The 19033-nt window shown below is 39.9% G+C and carries 16 protein-coding genes and 1 pseudogene; 6 read left to right on the forward strand and 11 right to left on the reverse strand.

Annotated features, from left to right (window positions below; all coding sequences use genetic code 11):
* Positions 1-118: 118 nt before the first annotated feature.
* The 7 genes from EKM61_RS04425 to EKM61_RS04455 all read right to left on the reverse strand — a co-directional run bounded on the left by EKM61_RS04425 (position 119) and on the right by EKM61_RS04455 (position 8546).
* Positions 119-1036: a YihY/virulence factor BrkB family protein gene (locus EKM61_RS04425; protein ID WP_075168914.1), complete on the reverse strand. Its 918-nt coding sequence runs from the start codon at positions 1034-1036 to the stop codon at positions 119-121.
* A gap of 204 nt (positions 1037-1240) precedes the next feature.
* Positions 1241-2275, reverse strand: a complete 1035-nt coding sequence (locus EKM61_RS04430) for an SMI1/KNR4 family protein (RefSeq protein ID WP_068226035.1) — start codon at positions 2273-2275, stop codon at positions 1241-1243.
* Between the two features lie 279 nt (positions 2276-2554).
* Positions 2555-4042, reverse strand: coding sequence for an IMP dehydrogenase (gene guaB / locus EKM61_RS04435; RefSeq protein ID WP_068226034.1), 1488 nt, complete (start codon positions 4040-4042; stop codon positions 2555-2557).
* A gap of 257 nt (positions 4043-4299) precedes the next feature.
* Positions 4300-4929: a pentapeptide repeat-containing protein gene (locus EKM61_RS04440; RefSeq protein ID WP_068226033.1), complete on the reverse strand. Its 630-nt coding sequence runs from the start codon at positions 4927-4929 to the stop codon at positions 4300-4302.
* A 149-nt stretch (positions 4930-5078) separates the two neighbouring features.
* On the reverse strand, positions 5079-5459 hold the full coding sequence (locus EKM61_RS04445) for an iron-sulfur cluster biosynthesis family protein (protein WP_068226032.1): 381 nt from the start codon (positions 5457-5459) through the stop codon (positions 5079-5081).
* Between the two features lie 85 nt (positions 5460-5544).
* On the reverse strand, positions 5545-7065 hold the full coding sequence (locus EKM61_RS04450; protein ID WP_068226031.1) for a glycosyltransferase: 1521 nt from the start codon (positions 7063-7065) through the stop codon (positions 5545-5547).
* A 2-nt stretch (positions 7066-7067) separates the two neighbouring features.
* Positions 7068-8546, reverse strand: coding sequence for a glycosyltransferase (locus EKM61_RS04455; RefSeq protein ID WP_068226030.1), 1479 nt, complete (start codon positions 8544-8546; stop codon positions 7068-7070).
* Between the two features lie 515 nt (positions 8547-9061).
* On the opposite strand from EKM61_RS04455, the gene EKM61_RS04460 reads away from it, so the two are divergent.
* The 3 genes and pseudogenes from EKM61_RS04460 to EKM61_RS04470 form a co-directional block, all read left to right on the forward strand.
* The gene (locus EKM61_RS04460) at positions 9062-9757 is read left to right on the forward strand and encodes a type 1 glutamine amidotransferase (protein WP_068226029.1); all 696 of its coding nucleotides are present in this window, start codon (positions 9062-9064) and stop codon (positions 9755-9757) included.
* Between the two features lie 195 nt (positions 9758-9952).
* Positions 9953-10369 (forward strand): zinc ribbon domain-containing protein, encoded by a 417-nt coding sequence (locus EKM61_RS04465; protein WP_068226028.1) that lies wholly within the window; start codon positions 9953-9955, stop codon positions 10367-10369.
* Between the two features lie 352 nt (positions 10370-10721).
* Positions 10722-11402, forward strand: a pseudogene (locus tag EKM61_RS04470) (zinc metallopeptidase); the annotation flags it as partial.
* Between the two features lie 355 nt (positions 11403-11757).
* Here the strand turns inward: EKM61_RS04470 and EKM61_RS04475 are convergent.
* From EKM61_RS04475 to EKM61_RS04485, 3 genes are all read right to left on the reverse strand, one after another.
* Positions 11758-12174, reverse strand: coding sequence for a helix-turn-helix domain-containing protein (locus EKM61_RS04475; RefSeq protein ID WP_068226026.1), 417 nt, complete (start codon positions 12172-12174; stop codon positions 11758-11760).
* 381 nt (positions 12175-12555) lie between these two features.
* Complete coding sequence (locus EKM61_RS04480) at positions 12556-13878, reverse strand: replication-associated recombination protein A (RefSeq protein WP_068226290.1); 1323 nt, start codon at positions 13876-13878, stop codon at positions 12556-12558.
* Positions 13879-14106: 228 nt separating this feature from the next.
* Positions 14107-15126, reverse strand: a complete 1020-nt coding sequence (locus EKM61_RS04485; protein WP_068226025.1) for a YeiH family protein — start codon at positions 15124-15126, stop codon at positions 14107-14109.
* Between the two features lie 126 nt (positions 15127-15252).
* Between EKM61_RS04485 and EKM61_RS04490 the strand changes: the two genes are divergently transcribed.
* Positions 15253-16125: a LysR family transcriptional regulator gene (locus tag EKM61_RS04490; RefSeq protein ID WP_068226024.1), complete on the forward strand. Its 873-nt coding sequence runs from the start codon at positions 15253-15255 to the stop codon at positions 16123-16125.
* 171 nt (positions 16126-16296) lie between these two features.
* Here EKM61_RS04490 and spx read toward each other — a convergent pair whose 3' ends face one another.
* Positions 16297-16698, reverse strand: a complete 402-nt coding sequence (gene spx / locus EKM61_RS04495; RefSeq protein ID WP_068226023.1) for a transcriptional regulator Spx — start codon at positions 16696-16698, stop codon at positions 16297-16299.
* A 439-nt stretch (positions 16699-17137) separates the two neighbouring features.
* On the opposite strand from spx, the gene EKM61_RS04500 reads away from it, so the two are divergent.
* Complete coding sequence (locus tag EKM61_RS04500; RefSeq protein ID WP_068226022.1) at positions 17138-17722, forward strand: TetR/AcrR family transcriptional regulator; 585 nt, start codon at positions 17138-17140, stop codon at positions 17720-17722.
* Between the two features lie 630 nt (positions 17723-18352).
* A partial coding sequence (locus tag EKM61_RS04505) for an IS1380 family transposase (RefSeq protein WP_125636161.1) occupies positions 18353-19033 on the forward strand: 681 nt, incomplete at its 3' end.

Here is a 19033-nt window from a genome sequence, read left to right on the forward strand (position 1 = left end):
AACTAGAGTGTGATTCGAAATCATTTTTTTAAGTATTCTACCACTAACTAGTCTGCATATATTTGAAAAAGTTTTGAAACACACTCTAATTTTAGATTAAAAATAAAAGATTCTGCCATTAATCATTAGCTGATGGCTTAGAATCTTTTTTTTGTTGCCTATTTTCAATAAAATCACGTACTTTTCCTTTACTAGGTTTAATTTCGCCATAGAAATGTTCTTCCGTTAAACGGTTAACAAACGAACTAAGTAGTAAAATCTCTGCAATAAAATCTAACCAAAACATCAGAATAATAAAGGCCCCAATTGCACCATAACTAGTAACTGAACTTGCAAAGTAGCGCACATAAATGGCGAAAACCTGCGCCAAAATTAACCAGCCGGCAGCAGTCAAGATTGCCCCTGGCAAAATACAGCGAAAATGTAATTTAGCGTTTGGTATCATGTATAAAAGTAACATCAACAGAATTAATAACATTATTCCTGCTACAGGTAACCTTAACTGTGCAAAAAGTTGCAAAATCAATGGCGGTAACTGCAAACGTGGGACTACATAATTTAAAATATCCTGACCAAAACCAAAGGCCAAAACAATTGCCATCATGATCAAAATAAAAACTAACGTTAATAAAACAGAAATTATTCGACTAATTAAAGCATTTTGTGGTGTTTTAATTCCGTAAACATCATTAACACTTTTCCGTAAATTAACGATTCCCTTACTGGCAGACCATAATGTCACCAGTGCACCAATCGACAACAAGCCACCATTACCGTTCGTCAAAAAAGATTTAATTAGGGGTAATAAATTATGGTAGATGCTAGCTGGCACCAACACTTTGATGTACTTCAGGACATCATCAACTTTGAGATCAAGTAAGGGCAATAAATTACCCAAAAAAATCATCAAGGGAAAAATAGATAGTAAGGCATAATACGCAACAACAACAGCATTACGACTAATGTTAGCTGCTTGATATTGTTCAATTATGGGTTGTAACTTAGTTTGCCAACGTTTTATTTTTTTCTTATTAATAGCACTCGCCTCCCATCTATTTCAGTATACCAAGCGGCAGTTAACGGAGGTAGCTATAACCTTTGGCCAATCCTAATTAGCACACACTAGTCAGATAATTGGCCCATTTTAGTTTTAAAACTAGGTCGTGTTTGAAAAACACATAAAAAGCAGCCTCAATAAAAATTAATCAGACTTTTATTGCTACTGCTTCTATCTTAAAAATCATTTTTCCAACATTTGTGTTAATAGATCATTGAAATCAATCGCCACTTGCCGTAGCTCCGGGCCAGAACCGGCAACAATAATGGGTTCACCGGCAATCTCCTCACGATAATCATACGCTAAAAATCCTTGTTCACTGGCTGCAAAAACCAATAAGCGCGGAGCCGTTGCTTCTGGTAACAAACTATTTGCCACCGCCTTGTTTAAATAAGTAAGATCGGCCGCTGGGTTTGTACTTTTTCCGGCAAAGAAATAGCCAAATGCGTCAACTGCGCCAAATTCAGTCAAAAATTGCTGATAACTTTTAGGTAACCTATGGGGTAAATTTTGGTTCAAATCTACTAATAAAGCAGGGGTAATTGGCAACTGAGGTAAGCGTGTAATTTCTCCCTGTACAAGCCATTGTTGTAACTGCTGAGTGATCATTTCCCAGGAAATACCCCTTCTATTTCCCTTTTTGTCCATAATTTTCTCGCTAGTTTTAGCCTGGGCCGTTAAATCAACTGGCTCAGATTCAGTGTTTGATACCTGATTGGCCGGTTCATTTACTGTCCTTTCAGCCACTAGATTAGATGTTGCTGGATCTGCGGTGGAAGCCACTTGAGGACTTTTAACTAAATCCGCCGCTTGCCCTGCCGATTTTAATAACGTTGCTGTAGCAGTTGGTTTCGCAGCAACTATTGGCGTAATCACTTTTTGCTCTTCTTTGATTACTTTTGGTACTGTTTTAACTGATTGCGAAACCTCTTTCTCAGATTCTTGAGTCACATGGGTGGAGGTTTCTGTATCCGCTATAGGTACCTTTGAATTTGAGTTTACTCTATCGGCAGCTAAACTAGTGTTTGTTGTGGTGTGTGAGTCTATTGGCTGGCTAGGCTCATCCTCATCTGACAGCAATGCAAGATTCTTTGCCATCGCCTGTTGTTGCTCTTCAATCTGTGCTTTAGCTTTGGCCTGTTGCTTGTGTTCACTAACCTGCTGCAAATGTTTTAATTTATTTTTTAACAATTTTTGTCGATTAGGTCGTTTTGCCAATAGGCTCACCTTCTTCTATTTATTTATTTTTTACATACCTGAAAAACACCCTAGTGGCATTTATTTTTCTCTCTAATAAGAATTGTCATCTAAAGTGTACATTTTTGCTTCAAAAATGTACATTCCTGATCAATTATAGTTTTTTTAATCACTGAATTTCTATGCCATTTAATTCAAAAAAGGCCGGGACAAAAGTCCCAGCCTCTTACTATTTCTGATCATTACTCTAGAACGTACGCCAAAAACCGACTTTTGTCCCACGCTTAATTATCATTTCAATTATTGGACTGAATAATTCGGCGCCTCTTTAGTAATTTGAACATCATGGGGGTGTGATTCCCGTAAACCAGCACCAGAGATTCGAACAAATTGGGCGTCATCAGCCAAATGCTGTAAATTGGACGCACCAACGTAGCCCATCCCAGCACGTAAGCCACCAACCATTTGGTAAACAATATCGGCCAAACTACCTTTATAGGCAACCCGACCCTCAATACCCTCAGGGACTAACTTATTGGCCTCATTAACGTCCCCTTGGAAATAGCGGTCAGATGACCCATGAGTACTGTCCATTGCGGCCATACTACCCATGCCACGATAAGTTTTAAAGCGGCGACCCTGATAAATTTCAAATTCGCCGGGTGCTTCATCAGTGCCGGCTAACATTGAACCTAACATAACCGCATTACCGCCTGCCGCCAAGGCCTTAACGATGTCACCGGAATATTTAATTCCACCATCCGCGATGATTGTCTTTCCATACTCACGAGCAACACTTGCAGCATCATAAATGGCAGTTAATTGTGGAACACCGACGCCAGCAACGATTCGCGTTGTACAAATCGATCCTGGGCCAATTCCTACTTTAACGACATCGACACCAACGTCATAAAGTGCTCGTGTAGCTTCTGCAGTGGCGACATTTCCAGCAATCAAAGTTACATCAGGAAATTGTTCACGAATCTCTTTAATCTTACGAATAACACCAGCAGAATGACCGTGGGCTGTATCAATGATAATCGCATCAACCCCTGCATCTAATAAGGCCTGAGCACGGTCAAAGGTATCACTAGTTACACCTACTGCTGCAGCGACTAGCAAACGACCTTGTTTATCCTTTGCTGCGTTAGGAAACTCCACTACTTTTTCAATATCTTTAATCGTAATCAAACCACTTAGACGACCATCTTCGTCAACTAATGGTAATTTTTCAACTTTATGTTCTTGTAAAATTTGTTCCGCTGCAGCTAGTGGCGTTCCTTCTGGTGCAGTCACTAACTGTTGCTTGGTCATAACACTGTCAATCCGTCCAGTATAATCCGTCACAAAACGAATATCCCGGAAAGTAATAATACCAACTAAATGCCGCGCTTCCATCGAATCAACAATCGGCACCCCACTAATATGATAACGTTGCATCAGGTTTTCGGCATCTTGAATGGGCCGATCAGGCGTTAAGAAGAACGGATCAACAATAACCCCACTCTCGGATCGCTTAACCTTCCGAACCTCATCCGCCTGACGCTCAATTGTCATATTTTTATGAATAACCCCAAGTCCACCTTGACGTGCCATGGCAATTGCCATTTTAGATTCTGTAACAGTATCCATACTGGCACTCATAATTGGTACATTAAGCTTCAAATTCTTTGCTAATTGAACGCTCACATCGACATCGTGTGGTAAAACGTGACTTTCAGCTGGAATTAATAGTACATCATCAAATGTGTAGCCCTGTTTAGCAAACTTTGTGTCCCAATTAGACATAATGGTTATCCACTCCTTATAATTTTATTACCGACTAACTTAACAGATAAAAGTTGATCCGTCAATTGCTTTTTAGCGAATTTTCATAAACAAAAGTGAATGTTACTTAATTTAAGTTCGGATTATCCGGATCGTTATATTAATATATTCTTTAATTGATCGTTTTTTGCTATGTTTTCAAAAAAGCTATTCTTTGCTATTCGGACCAACGTAAGCTCATCATTAACTCCTAGTTAAAAACTAGTTGCCTGCGGAATTCAATCCACTTTAACTCCAATCGCCAGCAACAAATCAACTGCTTGTTCTGGCGCCACAATCAGACCCGCCAACGACTGCGCCGTTACCTTAACGCTATCAATTTGATTCGATTTGAGCTTCAGTTTAGTAAGTCGCGTTGATAAAAAATTAGCCGCCATTAACTGACAGTCAGTAAATTCTAGCTGCTGCCAATTTAGAAAACTAAAATCAGCACTCATCAAATTACTGCTCAGGAAGTTTAGTCGTTTAAACTTTGCACCAGAAAAGCTTGTGTAGTCGGCCTTACAGTTATCGAAAAGGCAATCCTGCAAAACACTGTCGGCAAAATTACTGCCCGTTAATTTACAGTTTTGAAACTCAACCCGCTGCATTCCTGCACCAATCAATTCACTATTCAGTAGCTCACAGTGATCAAAGATAACGTTGTGCAAACTCAAGCGAACAAAATTGATTTCGTTAAAAACACAATTTTTAAAAATAACTTCCTTAAAGTAACTTCCTACAAATTCTTCTTGCTCTAATTGCTGCGTATCAAAGCATTGATTTTGACTGAAGGCCTCTTCTGGTTCTATCTGATTCAATTGTGCATCGGTTTCATTAACGGTTACGTTTGCTGGCATTCGCTTCATTTTGTCACCTTTTCAAATTTTTTTAGTGACTCTATTATAGTATTTTAAAAGGTGAATACACCAGCAGTTAATAAAAAAACAGTTTACCGTTGGCTTCATAATTAAAGCTTTCAACGACAAACTGGCTTTCACTGTTTAAATTATAGTAATTAACGTGCTGGATTCTTTTTTACCCCATCAGCAGTTGTAAAATCAATAAAGCCCATATTATCATCGATTGAACCAATATCGCCAGACAATAACATGGTATCCAGCGTTTGATTCAAATGTACCGCCATATTTTCATCCAAACTATCCATTGAATAGCCTTTAACTAAAATGTCGCCTAAATTGCTACTAATCGTTTGGTCATAGCCCTCTGTCGCCATACCCTCACTAATAACGTTTAACGTGAACTGAACCTGCATATGAATCATCGCGTGCTGTGAATAGGGCCCGACACCATCTTCAAAAGTTAATAATAACTTCTTCCCTGTTCCCAAATGTGGTTGAAGTTTAGTCAATGAAGCTTCGTCAAACTTAATCTGCATAACAAGCACCTCCAGTTGATTGGTTAATCCTAATTTCACAGTTATCATGCTTTCAAAACACAAAAAATGCAACAATTTTTACTTATTATTTAGAAATAAATTGCCACTTGGCCATGACGTTAGTTTCAGTATAGGCAGCCATGCTAATATAAGCATTATGACTCAGTGTTTGCCAACGTGAATCATCCGTTAATACATGTAACATCTGCTGGGCCAACTTAGAAATATCATCATTTTCGATTAAATAACCATTAACACCATTTTGAATTAAATCCGCGGGCCCATAATTAAATCGATAAGCAATTGCCGGTACGCCGTGACTTAAAGCCTCACCCAATGCTAGTGGTTGCGAGTCACCACTAGAAGTATTGATATAAAGCCAGGCCTGGTCATAAACTTGCCGTAAATCTGGTTGATAGCCCTTTAAAAAAACAACATCTTCCAGACCAGCCTGTTTAATTTGTTCAGTTAGTGCTTTTTGCTGATCACCATAACCGTAAATCAATAATCGTGCGTCAGGTACTAGCTCATAAATTTGTTGAAATGCCGTTATAACCTGATCAGTTTGCCGTTCTTTAGTTAAATGGCCAACAACAATAACCTCATGGTAGTGCCGCTTAGCCAGTAGTACCGGTGCTGCCTGCGCAATCTGATCCGGCACCACAATTTGCGAAATAACAAACACCGACACCGGTGAATGTTTGCCCCCAAACCAACTGAGTAAATCTTGTTTTTGCGCCTCCGTGGCTACAATTATCCCAGTTAGCTGATTAACCTGTTTAACTAGTGCATTGGCATAAATTCCGGCCAAATCAGCACTGACTTGGTCCTTTGGATTGACCGTGTGGGTGGTTGGAATACTAACGTACTTGGGCGCCTTAGTTTGCATCGCCAAAACAGCATCGTAAGCAATCCCTGGCCGATCCGCAATAAATGCTGCCTGATCACCACCTTGACGATTAAGCTCGTCCAAAAAGAAACTAAATAACGAAGTATGGCTAGTAAAATAAAGCGTCTGCTGCCGATAATTCACTAACTGAAGTGAACTTAGATAAAGTTGATTATCTTTATTAAGCGCAAAATACTCTTCAACTATTCGTTTTCCAGCCGGATTATACGTAATTCGGCCAACTAGATCACCATTTCCACTATAGAATTCTTCCCGTGATTTAAAACCGCGATAATCCCAAAGTACCCGCAATACTTTTTTCCCAAACTGATCAAAATGATCCACGTACCCCAATTGACCAACCGTTCCGTCTATAAAGTGAACGTCCATCACCAAGCGATCACCATCATAAACACGGCTCACATTATTGCCTGGTAGAACATTGTAATCGGCGGCCAAATTCAGCGTTGCAATCGTTGGTCGTTTATTGGCCTTAGGTATTAAATCAACTATTCCTTGAAAATAATCATACATATTAATGACTTGATCTTGACTTAGTCCAAAGCGCATTTTATTGGCGTACTGCATTGAATTATAACTTTGGGTAACAATTTTGGCCGCGATCCCTTGGTGTTTAAATAATTGAGCGCGCTTGATTTCTGCGTGCTCAATTCCTGAATTTAGAGCAACAAAATAATCATTAACAAAATAAAGCACACTCACGCCTCCTTGTAGAATCGTTGAACCGCTTGAAAAACAACCTGCCATTTTGTCCAAACGGTATCTTCAGAAAAACGTTTTGCTGCCAAATAGGCGTTATGACTAAATTGTTGCATTTTATCATCGTCATTAAGTAATCTAACCACGGTATTCGCCAGCGCGCTAATGTCATTAACTGGCACTAAATAGCCATCAACCCCATCGCTAATTAAATCCTGCGGTCCATACTTTGCAGCAAAAGAAACGCAAGGTAAGCCGTGGGACTGTGCCTCTAATATTGCCAATGAAAAGCCTTCCGAACGGGATGCTAAAACTAAAATCTGCGCTTGATTATAAACCGCAGCAATATCACGCGTATAATCGTGGAAGGTTACTAAATTACGAAGCTTTTTTTTCGTCACTAATTTTTTTAAACGTGTTCCTTCTTGGCCGTTGGCGTATCCCCAAAATGCTAAGCGCGCTTGAGGTGCGCGCTGGTGAATCTGTTCAAAGGCCGCAATAACCTTTTCTTGCTGTTTTTCCGGTGATAGTCGCGCTACCATAATAATTTGGCCAACGTGGCGTGTGTTCCAAGGTACTGGTGGTGCCGCTAACGTTTGCCGACTAACAACGCCAACCGGCAAAGTGTAAATTGGCACTTGGTCACCCCAACGTGTGATGAGATCCTCCCGTTGCTGTTGCGTGGGCACAATGATTCCCTGCCAACTATGTCGATTTTTAATCGCGTACTCGTAATTATAATTTAGATTAGCAGTCACGGGATTATTGGGGTTATTTAAGTGATTAGCGTGTAAATGTAATAGTTTAAAGGCCCGCGTTTTCATATTTAGCAGTGACCAAGATAGCTCAAAGGCACGGTCGGCCACAAAAACGTTTTTCTGCCGGTTGGCTTTATTCAACTCGTCCAAGAAAAAACGCATTAGCGCCTGTTCTCCAGTGAAGGAATACTCATGACCGTGCCAATCATTAATCCGGTATAACGAATTTACCAGTTTACCGTGCTGATCCTTAGTGTGAAATGTTTGGTAAATTTGCTTACCACTAGGCGCAAATACCAGCTCAACCGTAACTTGACCATCAACGTCATACCATTGTTCTAACGCCATAAAACCACGCCAATCCCACCACTGTGATTTAACCAATTTATTGTAGCGGTCAAAGGTCCAAATGGTTTCAACGTCCGTGTACTCTGGGGCCCGCAGCCGAATACGCTGCACAAGCCGGGCGCCATCCTTGACGAGGTAACTATGACCATCATCATTAGGTATAACCTGTAAATTAGCATTAAGTGCAAGGTCGGCAAGCTTAAACGAACGCTTTTTAAAAGTTAAGCTATCCTGAAAAAAATCAAACAAGTTAACCATGTCTGTATCTACTAATCCAGCATCTTGCAGTGTTTTGTGGAGGGTCAACGAAAAAAAACGCGTAACAATTTGCGCGGCGGCACCATGATTCTTAAACAAGGCCAATCGCTTCATTTGTGCGTGTTCAATTCCTGATTTTTTTGATTAAAGCTTGTGTTGATAAAATAATACATTAATTTTCTCCAAACTAACTCGCTTATTTAGATTCATTTTACCCCACTTAGCAGTTAAACAGGAAAAAGCTTTCGGACAAATTAATTAGTGCCTGAAAAAGCACTTAGCTTCTACTCTGCGATTGAGAGTTATTGCCAGCTACGTACTAGACCAAAATTTGTAGGCTCGTGGTGCAACTAGAAAGGTTATTTGTGCGTCTTACAAATAATTCACAACTAACATAAAATAATAGTTCAATTAACAACGTGAGGTGCACTATAACGCTTCTAGAAAGAAGTAATTTGCAAACACCCTCAAAGTGACATTCAAAAATCCACCATTTAAAACACGTTAAGACTGTGCCACTGATAAAAAGCACGTTCAGATTATGGTCATCACTTCACTAATCACGTGACTAGGAGCGGCCCTATGTGCTATGATTTTAGCAGGTTAGATAATTGGAATAAGGTGAAAAAATGACTGAAAATATTAATAAAGAAGCAATTAAAATTGCCTATCTTTATGAAGATCTCATGAATACGTATGGTGATTCTGGTGATGTTAAGGTCTTACGTTACTTACTCAATCAACAAGGTTTTAATGTCCAAGTAGATAATGTTAGTATCGATACCAAGACCTTTGACGCCAAAAATTATGATTTTCTGTTTTTTGGCGGCGGTCAGGACTTTGAACAAACCGTTGTTGCTAAGGACTTACCTCGCCACGGTGAAACAATTCGTAATTACATTGAAGCCGGCAAACCAATGTTGGCTATTTGTGGCGGCTACCAGCTACTCGGTGACTACTATAAAACCAGTGATGGAACGACCATCAAGGGGTTAGGTATCCTACCGCTGCATACTGTTTTCAAGGCCGATGCACGCATGATTGGTGACACTAAATACGAGACTGAGTGGGGAACCGTTGCGGCCTTTGAAAATCACAGCGGCCGAACTTACTTTGACGATAAAAATAAGTTAAAGCCACTTGGTAAAATGATCGAAGGCTTTGGTAACAATCCAGAAGATCACGTTGAGGGAATGCGGTATAAAAATACGATTGGCAGTTACTCTCACGGCCCAATTTTAAAAAATATCAATGTTGCTGACGCAATCGCTAAAATGATTATTCAGAATTATCAAGCAAGAACACAAGTAACAATGACTGAATAATAGTGTTCAATGAAACATTGAGTTAACTATCTATGCTAACGGTGCGAAAACTGATCACTATCTTCATCAGCTTTTAAGGTTGTTACAAAATAATCCCAGTTACCATTTTTCCCACTCTCCTTCTTTCGCCCGATGACTTTTCAATTTTTATTTGGCATAGTGTCACTATTAAGCAAAAAGGGGAGGCTGATTATATTGAAACAACCACCAAAATGGCTCTACAAAGTCGCTCAATTTATGCGCGGTCGTTACGGTATTATGGATAGTTTGAATAAATTTTTAATTGCTTGTGGTCTGATATTAATTCTATTGACCATGTTTGTTCACACAATTTGGCTGAACTTGCTTGGCCTTTTAGTGCTGATTGTCGCCTATTGGCGGATTTTCTCACGCAATATTTATAAGCGCGCTCATGAAAACACTAAATTTCAACAACGAACGGCTTGGTTAACCAAACCAACTCGCCGGCGCTACCACGAATGGCAACAACGCAAGCAATACCGCTTTTTCACTTGTAAAAATTGCCACCAGAGAATTCGCGTTCCCCGGGGCAAAGGTAAAATTAAGATAACTTGTCCCAAGTGTCGCAACCAGTTTCGCGCGCGAACGTAAACTAGATTATATTTAGAAAATACTTTTACTAGTATTTTCTTGAGTAATTTAGTGTAAACGTGCTTGAAAAAGCAGTTTTCTGCGGTGACCAAGACGGACTTAGTCACGGGCAGTTATGAAACTTGTCCCTGTGCTCCCTTGCTAATTTTGCCGTAGTCAAATGGAAACCGGATGGTGCATCAGGATACTTAGCGGTCTAGGTTGCAATTACTTCGGATTATCCTAGTTCAATCGACAGCGGCAGCGAAGCTAGTAATTATCCGCAATTGCAAAGTAGAGGCTGAACGCTTTTTCAAACACACCCTAATAACTGATTAACGAATGGAGCTGATTAGATGTTTCCTTTTTTTGGGACCCAACCTACTTTTTAGTAATTATTGGCCTTATCATTTCAATGGTCGCTTCGAGCTACGTTAACCGAACCTTTAAACATTATGATCAATATCGCAGTCAAAGTGGCGTTACCGGTACTGATGCCGCTAACTATATCCTACAACAATCAGGTATTAGTGACGTCGGTGTCCAAAAAATCAGTGGTAATTTAACCGATAATTATAATGGTAAAACTAAGGTACTCAGCCTTTCCGAAGCAACCGCCGATTCAACCTCAGTCGCCGCGATTGGCGTTGCGGCCCATGAATGTGGTCATGCTGTCCAAGATAAGAAAAATTATTGGCCAATGCGCATTAGAACTGCAATTGTCCCGTTGGCCAATATTGGTTCAACGGCTGCATTCCCAATTATTTTAATTGGCGTTTTACTGAGTTGGAACCAAACACTGATTAATCTAGGTATTGCAGCTTTTTCTTTAGCATTGCTCTTTCAATTAGTGACGTTACCAGTTGAATTTAACGCTTCCCATCGTGCTTTGACCATTCTTTCTGAAGGTGGCGTTCTATCCAGTGAGGAAGTCCCAATGGTTCGGAAGGTCCTTACAGCTGCAGCATTGACTTATGTGGCGGCTGCACTATCGACCTTCCTCCAATTATTACGTTTGGTTCTATTGTTTGGCGGTAACCGCAACGATAATTAACCTATCTTTAAACACATCTAGTGGGAGTGGGACAAAAGTCAGTTTTGGGTTCACGTGCGTAATGTAAGCCCAGACTTTTGACGCACGTTCTAGAGTAATGTTCGGAAACAAAAGAGGCTAGGATTTTTGTCCCAGCCTTTTTTTGTTCTAATATTTTTCAAAACATTGTTAATTTAACTTTTTATATAGCGATAAATTCCACCACCTATAAAGAGTGGCCAAAAACTTTTATTTTTTCTGGTACTGAAAGACCAATTAAACTAACGTGCTGAAGGATTATTTATCTTCAAAATAATTGGATTCACCAGCGTAATTATTTCGAAAGGTGTTGAATACCCATCGAATCTCGCTCAACTTACCGCATGGCCTTGAAAACTTCGCGCACAATTATCGGGAGAAACCAAGTTAACCAACCACCAATCGCAAAAATCACCCACCAATAACTGGCCATAAATTCCCAAAAATTAGTTGGTCGCTTATGTTTATAAACACCAGTAGTCGGATTAACAACGTAATCATTATTACTGGCCTCAACTTTCTCTGAATTCACGTTCTTTTTGGATTGTTCTTGTCCCAAAATTAATTCATCTAATCCAACATCTAAGATATCGGCCAACAAAACTAAATTGGTTAAATCAGGTGTGGCATCCTTACTCTCCCAGCGTGAAACTGCTTGCCGAGAAATATAGAGCTTTGCCGCAATATTATCCTGTGATAGTCCCTTTTCTTTCCGTAACTTTCTAAGCTGTTGCGCAAATACGACTGTTGTCATAAGATCCTCCCTGCCTTCTTTGAATTACATTTAGTATGCCAACAGAATTCACCAATAACAAGAAAATATTCCGTGCTTTAGGGCAACTAGAAACTGGAAATTGCGCAATTATTAGTTGCGTTTCCTGTTATAACAGTGTTCTTAACTGATCACTAAAGGGTAAATTATGTAGGCCATTAAACTAGATCACTAAAATGAGTCCACTTTAAAACACAAAAAACTGGAAACAAAAAATTCTGTCTCCAGTAGTTGGCCTATTCTAAATAGATATTTAGTAACAATGAATGACATAACTAGGCCGTGTTTGGGAAATACTTTTAGTAGTATTACTAATTTAATGTAAACGCGCCTAGCCACTGCCATTCAATATTAAATTACGCTTTATTCATCATGTTCGGCGTGCCAAGCCTTAATTTGTTCTAGGCGCTGTTTTACTTTTGCCTCAGAACCCTCGGTCGTCGGCTGATAATAATGGCGATCACGCAATGAATCAGGCATTGTACGCATAGTGGTTAATTTATCCTTGGCATCATGGGCGTACTGATAACCGGCGCCATAATCCAGGTCTTTCATGAGCTTCGTTGGTGCATTCCGAATTTGTAGCGGCACCGGCTCACTTAAATGATGTAAAGCATCGTCCTTTGCGGCCTCATACGCCGTGTACAGTGCATTCGATTTCGGCGCTAGTGCTAAATAAGTAACAGCATGGGTTAAATGAACTGTACATTCAGGCATTCCAATAAACTGGCACGCCTGAAAGGCCGCAACAGTGATCTCTAAGGCCCGACTATCAGCCATCCCTACATCTTCACTAGCAAACCGAACTAGCCGTCTTGCAACGTATAATGGATCTTCACCGGCTTCCAACATTCGAGCCAGCCAGTAAATTGCTGCGTCAACATCACTATTGCGCATTGACTTATGCAAGGCTGAAATTAAATTATAGTGTTCCTCGCCATGTTTATCGTAAAGTAACGATTTTTTGGCAGTAATCTGCACAACGGCCTCTTTAGTCAGTACAATTTTATCATCAGTTTGCTCACCGTTTAGAACGGCCATTTCCAAAGTATTCAGTGCCATTCGGGCATCGCCGTTAGCAAAATCCGCAATCATTGTCAGCACTTCATCACTAAGTTCAATCTGCTGTTTGCCAAAACCACGAGGATCATTAAGTGCATTTTGCAATAGCTGCTTAATATCGGCTGTCGTCAAAGCTTTTAGCACAAAAACTTTCGTGCGCGACAGCAAGGCCGAATTAATTTCAAATGACGGATTTTCTGTTGTGGCACCAATTAAAGTGATGCTCCCCTTTTCAACGTAAGGTAAAAAAGCGTCCTGCTGCGCCTTATTAAAACGGTGAATTTCATCTAAGAATAAGATTGTCTTTTCGCCGTATTGCTGGTTTTCGTCTGCCTGTTTCATCACTTTTTTTATATCCTTAATGCCGGTTGTCACTGCACTAAAAGTAATAAAAGTGGCTTTGGTCCGCCGCGCAATAATTCGTGCCAACGTCGTTTTTCCAACACCTGGTGGTCCCCAAAAAATCATTGAGGTCACTTGATCATGGTCAATCAACTGGCGAAGAACCTTCCCTGGGCCAAGCAATTGCTGCTGACCAACAAAGTTATCTAAATTAGTCGGTCGGACACGATTAGCTAGCGGTTGATTTTTTTCATTTTGATTAAATAATGATTCTTGTTCGATCTTGCTCAGATCCTTTCTCACTTTTACCAGTCAACCTAACTATTAACGAACAAATCACGATCACCCTTATCATACCAACTATTGGCCGCGACAGATAGTCATAGGTAGCGTAGCCGAAAAATAGGTATAAAAAATAAGCTACTCGGCCCTGGGCATAGCAACAGTATTCGAAAGACAAATAAAGGCCGCAACATAAATTACCTACGTTACGGCTTTAAATAATATTATTTAAAATAGTGACTTACTGACAACAATCATGAGGGTTAACAAAATAACGGAAGTGCACGTAGCCGAAATTAGTGCGTTGCGACCACGATGTAAGATGACGTTGAAATTAACACTCATTCCCAGAGCAGCCATTGCCATTCCTAAAACTAGATAGGCCAGTTTAACCAACCAGGCCAATGCAGTTGCACCAAGTGGTACGAAAGTTCCAAGCACACTAGCGATAATAAAACCAAGCATAAACCACGGAATAGGTAATTTTTGAGAGCCCGAATTTTGGCGCCGATTAATCTTTTTTTGATACCAAATTCCGATAATTAATGCCGCTGGAGCTAACATTAGCACCCGTGATAACTTGGTAATAATTGCCGTGTCCAAACTAACTGGACCATTAGACCCACCCGCTGCAACTGCATGGGCAATCTCATGTAGTGAACCGCCTGTCAACACACCAAATTGAGTTGGCGTCATCTGGAGCAATGGTCGAATACCGATTTCAATTAAAGTGAAGACTGTTCCCAAGATAGCAACGATCGCTACTGCTAAAACTTCATCTTCTCGTTTCTTTTCTTCTTGACCGGCCGGAACTTGAATTTGTGGTGAGATTCCCATTATTGCGGCCGCTCCACAGATGCCAGTCCCACTGGCCGCTAAGATTGCAAGTTGCGGTTCAACGCCCATCTTACGAGCAATATTATAACCGATGGTGATGGTACAAGTCACAATAATGGCTGCTAATAAAATAGTTTTGACTCCTGCATGTGCCAAGTCAATTAGGTTTAATTTAAACCCTAACAAAATAATACCAAGTCGTAAAAATTTATTTGAAATAAAACCAATTCCCGACTTGGCCCGGATGATCGTCGGTTGATGAAGCTGCATTAACATTCCCAAAATTAATGCGATCACTAACGCACCAATCACATTTAAGTAAGGCAATCCACCTAATAGCGTTCCCAAAATTGAACAGATCAACGTTAATAACGCCGCTAAATAAAAACTACGTGTTTTCAATATAGTCATTTTTCTCTCCCCCTGATGTCGTCGTTTGTGCGTTATTAGCGTATCATGCTAATCAGATAAGTAAAAATTAGTATTTATTGTTGTTAGATAAATTTTACTTATAATAAACGCAGGGGGAATTTTAATATGCTTGATCGCCGTTATAAAACACTGGCCGTTTTGGCCAAAACGCTTTCCTATACTAAAACAGCACAACACCTATTTATTACCCAACCGGCCGTCTCACAGCAAATCAGCAATTTAGAACAAGAATTAGAAGTTAAATTGGTTGCCAAAAATGGCGTCCATATTCATTTAACCAGCGCCGGTGAACAATTAGTTCAATATGTTGATAGAATTTTGCTGGAAAATGAACACGTCTTGCAGCAGATTAGGACTAACTCTGAAGAACCAATAATCAAAATTGGCGCGACGTATTCCCTCAGCACGTTCTTGTTGCCACGACTGATTAAAAATTTACTGCCCACAACGACAAAAATTCACACACTGATTGATAATACTGCTGAAATTCTAACTGCCTTGCGCCAAGGTGAGGTTGAGTTGGGTCTTGTTGAGGGTAATTTTGATAAAAACGAGTTTGATGCAATTACTATTCAAAACGAAGAATTTATCGGTGTTACCAGTCAAAAGAATCCACTCTTGGATAAAACGACAATCACAATCGCCGACTTATTACCTGAAGTACTTTTAATTAGAGAAAGTGGTTCCGGCACAAGAGCCATTTTTGCTAATTGGCTGGCAACCCAAAATTATCAAATTAATGAGTTTAATCAACAGATTGAGATTGCCAATCCAACAACAATCATTGAGTTACTAAAAAGTGACGTTGGGATTAGTTTTATGTACAAATCGCTTATCAAGTCAGAATTAGATAAAAGCACACTGGTGGAATTACCCCTAGACGGTTTTAAAATTACTCATCCAATTAATTTAATCTTTTTAAAAGAGAGCTATTTTGCAAAATATTATACGGAAATTGCAAAAAAATTAAGTAACTAACATTAAGCACTTACCCAACGAATCTCGGCACGTTAACGACTTAATATTCCAATAAAAAAAGTGGGCTAAAAGGTAGCAACTTGTCAGAAGCACTCCGCTCACCAAATCAATCAACGATCTGGTCAGTGTGTCATTCATAAAGTCTACCTTTTAGCCCGCTTTTGGTTTGTTTTAAATCGCCAAGCGTGAACGTACTTTTAACATTTCCATTTTTCGGGTTTCCCGCGGTAAGAACCGACGAATTTCTTCATCATTATAGCCAACTTGCAATCGTTTCTCATCAAACATAATCGGCCGTTTGAGTAAATCCGGGTGCTGCGAAATGAGCTCAATCAACTTACTAGTTGAGATCTCATCTAGATCAACGTTAAGTTTCTTGAAGATCTTAGCACGTGTTGATACAATATCTTCCGACCCATTTTCGGTCAGACGCAGCAGACGTTTCACTTCATCCTGAGTTAACGGTTGCGCAATAATATTACGTTCCGTAAAAGGAATCTTGTGATCAGTAAACCATGCACGCGCTTTACGGCTAGATGCATTGCTTGATGACGTATAAAGTTGAACAGTCATTTTAAACGCCCCTTTGTCAGTTTAGATTAACAAACTAAAACTACTTTATGAATTAGATAAAGCCTGTTTTAGCCTGCTTACTATATGTAAGTATAACATTTACTTACTAAAAAGCAATAGATTTCGGTAAGTTTGTTTTTAATTTTTCATTAAATAACTTATTTTGAAAGTGGCCCTAATTATTGTGCCAAGCCGACATTATAATTTTACTTCAGGATAAATAAAAACGATACCGGCCTGACCCGCTGGTTATTTCTCAACAACAAATAAGCGATATAACCTTAAATAGTTTGTTCGTGCTCCTGGCAATCTGGCCTGCAGAACAAGGTCCGTATGAACACTAAATGAAACAACTCTCATTTAAATTTGACTTAAAAATGTCATCAGCTTACTATTTTAGCAGTTGGGTTTCGAATAAAAATAATTATGGGGGAAACAAATGGGTTTACGTGAACGGAAAAAGGCAGAAAAGCGACAAGAAATCGCAGAGAATGGCCTAAAATTATTTAAAGAAAACGGCTTTGCCAACGTTACAGTGGCGCAAATTGCTGCAACGGCTAGTATTGCACCAAAAACACTTTTTACCTATTTTAAGACCAAGGACGACATCGTTTTTTATAATGAGGACGAATTGCTTTCACTAATCAGACACCTTATTCAGCAGCAAACCTCAATTGGTAATATTTGGCCGGCCTACCAAACGACGCTGATCCATCTAGCATCTCAAGGTGATCTTTGGCGTGATATGAACCAACTAATTAAATTAGTGGTAACCAATGAAACCTTGCAAGGACGCCTACTTAAAATGTGGTCAGCTTATGAACAAACTATCGCTGATACTATTTTGGCCAAACACTTAACTGACCACGTTACTGCCTATATTTTTGCCAATCAGCTCGTTATGCCGCTGCGGTTTTTATTTACGCAGGACATCCCCACCGCTCAAGAATGGCAAACATCAACTATTCAACTACTAAACAACATTAATCATACCCAATCGTTGTTAGTTAACGAATTTAACTAGGAAATATTTGGGAAAGAATAAAGGAAGAAGGGAGTGGACAAAAGTCTGTTTTGGGGTTCACTGTGTAACGCAAGCCAATCCAATACCCGTACTATGGTTATTGGATTGGCGGTAGTAGTTAGGCATGTGAACTCAGACTTTTGGCGCACGTTCTAGAATAACGTTCGGAAACAATAAGAGGCTAGGACTTTTGTCCCGGCTTTTTCCTTTATTTTATGGTCGAATAATTTACATAACTATTTACGGATACTCCCCTTGTGTACTTAATTTCATTAAATAGTTTAACGCAATACTGGATTGTAAACCCTTTATTTTTCAGATAAATATAAAATAAGAATATATCGGTCTTGTTCGACTACAATGTGTAGCCGAACGTACTGTTTGGTGCTAAAATATAAAATAAAGTAGTAAGAGTAGACAAGAAGATTGAGGGATTAATGTTGGATTTAAAATTATTACATCAACCCTGAATTACTCACCATAAGTTCTCCAAGTACAGTGTCACCCCGTTATCATGGGCGGTACTGTGTTTTTTATTTTTCACCTTTTTAGTGCAGAAAAAGAACCTCCGATTTGGTATAGTTGATTCACCACAAGTCAGCTATCCACCAAAAGAAAGAGGTCCTTCTCATGGCAACTTTACCGGAAAAACGAGTTAATTTCAATCCTAAATTACATATTTCGCACACTGGTGGTGAACTTTCCACTGATGCTGGGCTAGTGTTGGTCAAAGAATTAATGGCGCAACTCAATTTCACGACCTTAGCGTATCAATTAGTCCATTTTGATGACCAGCGCCATTACGCTCGTTACAGCAACGTTAGTCTACTAGAACAGGTCGTGCTGCAGTTGATCGCCGGTTACCCGGCCGATCTAGCTGCCACCAGTTTGCGCAATGACCCCACATTTAAATTACTATTGGCACAACCGCAATTGGCCTCACAACCGTCATTATCCCGTTTTTGGCAACGCTGTGACGAGCAGACCATCACCTCATTACAAACGTTGAATCAAGCATTGCTTGACCAAGCGTGGACTGGCGCCAAGCAACAACAGCTGATCCTCGATATTGACTCGACTCACGCCGATACTCATGGTCATCAGGAAAAAACGGCCTTTAATGCGCATTACGGTACCACGGGTTACCATCCGCTGGTCGCTTTTGACGGGCAAACGGGCCACTGTTTAAAGGCTCAATTGCGCCCAGGTAATGTTTATACCAGTACGGATATTGCCCCCTTTATCACACCACTACTACAGCACTATCATCAAGTCAAACCGAACGCTGATATCTTGGTCCGCGGGGATAGT

Origin of the sequence: Loigolactobacillus backii (genome assembly GCF_003946275.1) — a bacterium.
Classification (GTDB): domain Bacteria; phylum Bacillota; class Bacilli; order Lactobacillales; family Lactobacillaceae; genus Loigolactobacillus; species Loigolactobacillus backii.

Excerpts from the sequence above, each read along its gene's own strand:
- EKM61_RS04445 (WP_068226032.1), bottom strand. The coding sequence starts at position 5,459 with ATGCAGATTAAGTTTGACGAAGCTTCATTGACTAAACTTCAACCACAT.
- EKM61_RS04475 (WP_068226026.1), bottom strand. The coding sequence starts at position 12,174 with ATGACAACAGTCGTATTTGCGCAACAGCTTAGAAAGTTACGGAAAGAA.
- EKM61_RS04485 (WP_068226025.1), bottom strand. The coding sequence starts at position 15,126 with ATGACTATATTGAAAACACGTAGTTTTTATTTAGCGGCGTTATTAACG.
- EKM61_RS04460 (WP_068226029.1), top strand. The coding sequence starts at position 9,062 with ATGACTGAAAATATTAATAAAGAAGCAATTAAAATTGCCTATCTTTAT.
- EKM61_RS04440 (WP_068226033.1), bottom strand. The coding sequence starts at position 4,929 with ATGAAGCGAATGCCAGCAAACGTAACCGTTAATGAAACCGATGCACAA.
- EKM61_RS04455 (WP_068226030.1), bottom strand. The coding sequence starts at position 8,546 with ATGAAGCGATTGGCCTTGTTTAAGAATCATGGTGCCGCCGCGCAAATT.
- EKM61_RS04500 (WP_068226022.1), top strand. The coding sequence starts at position 17,138 with ATGGGTTTACGTGAACGGAAAAAGGCAGAAAAGCGACAAGAAATCGCA.
- EKM61_RS04490 (WP_068226024.1), top strand. The coding sequence starts at position 15,253 with ATGCTTGATCGCCGTTATAAAACACTGGCCGTTTTGGCCAAAACGCTT.
- spx (WP_068226023.1), bottom strand. The coding sequence starts at position 16,698 with ATGACTGTTCAACTTTATACGTCATCAAGCAATGCATCTAGCCGTAAA.
- guaB (WP_068226034.1), bottom strand. The coding sequence starts at position 4,042 with ATGTCTAATTGGGACACAAAGTTTGCTAAACAGGGCTACACATTTGAT.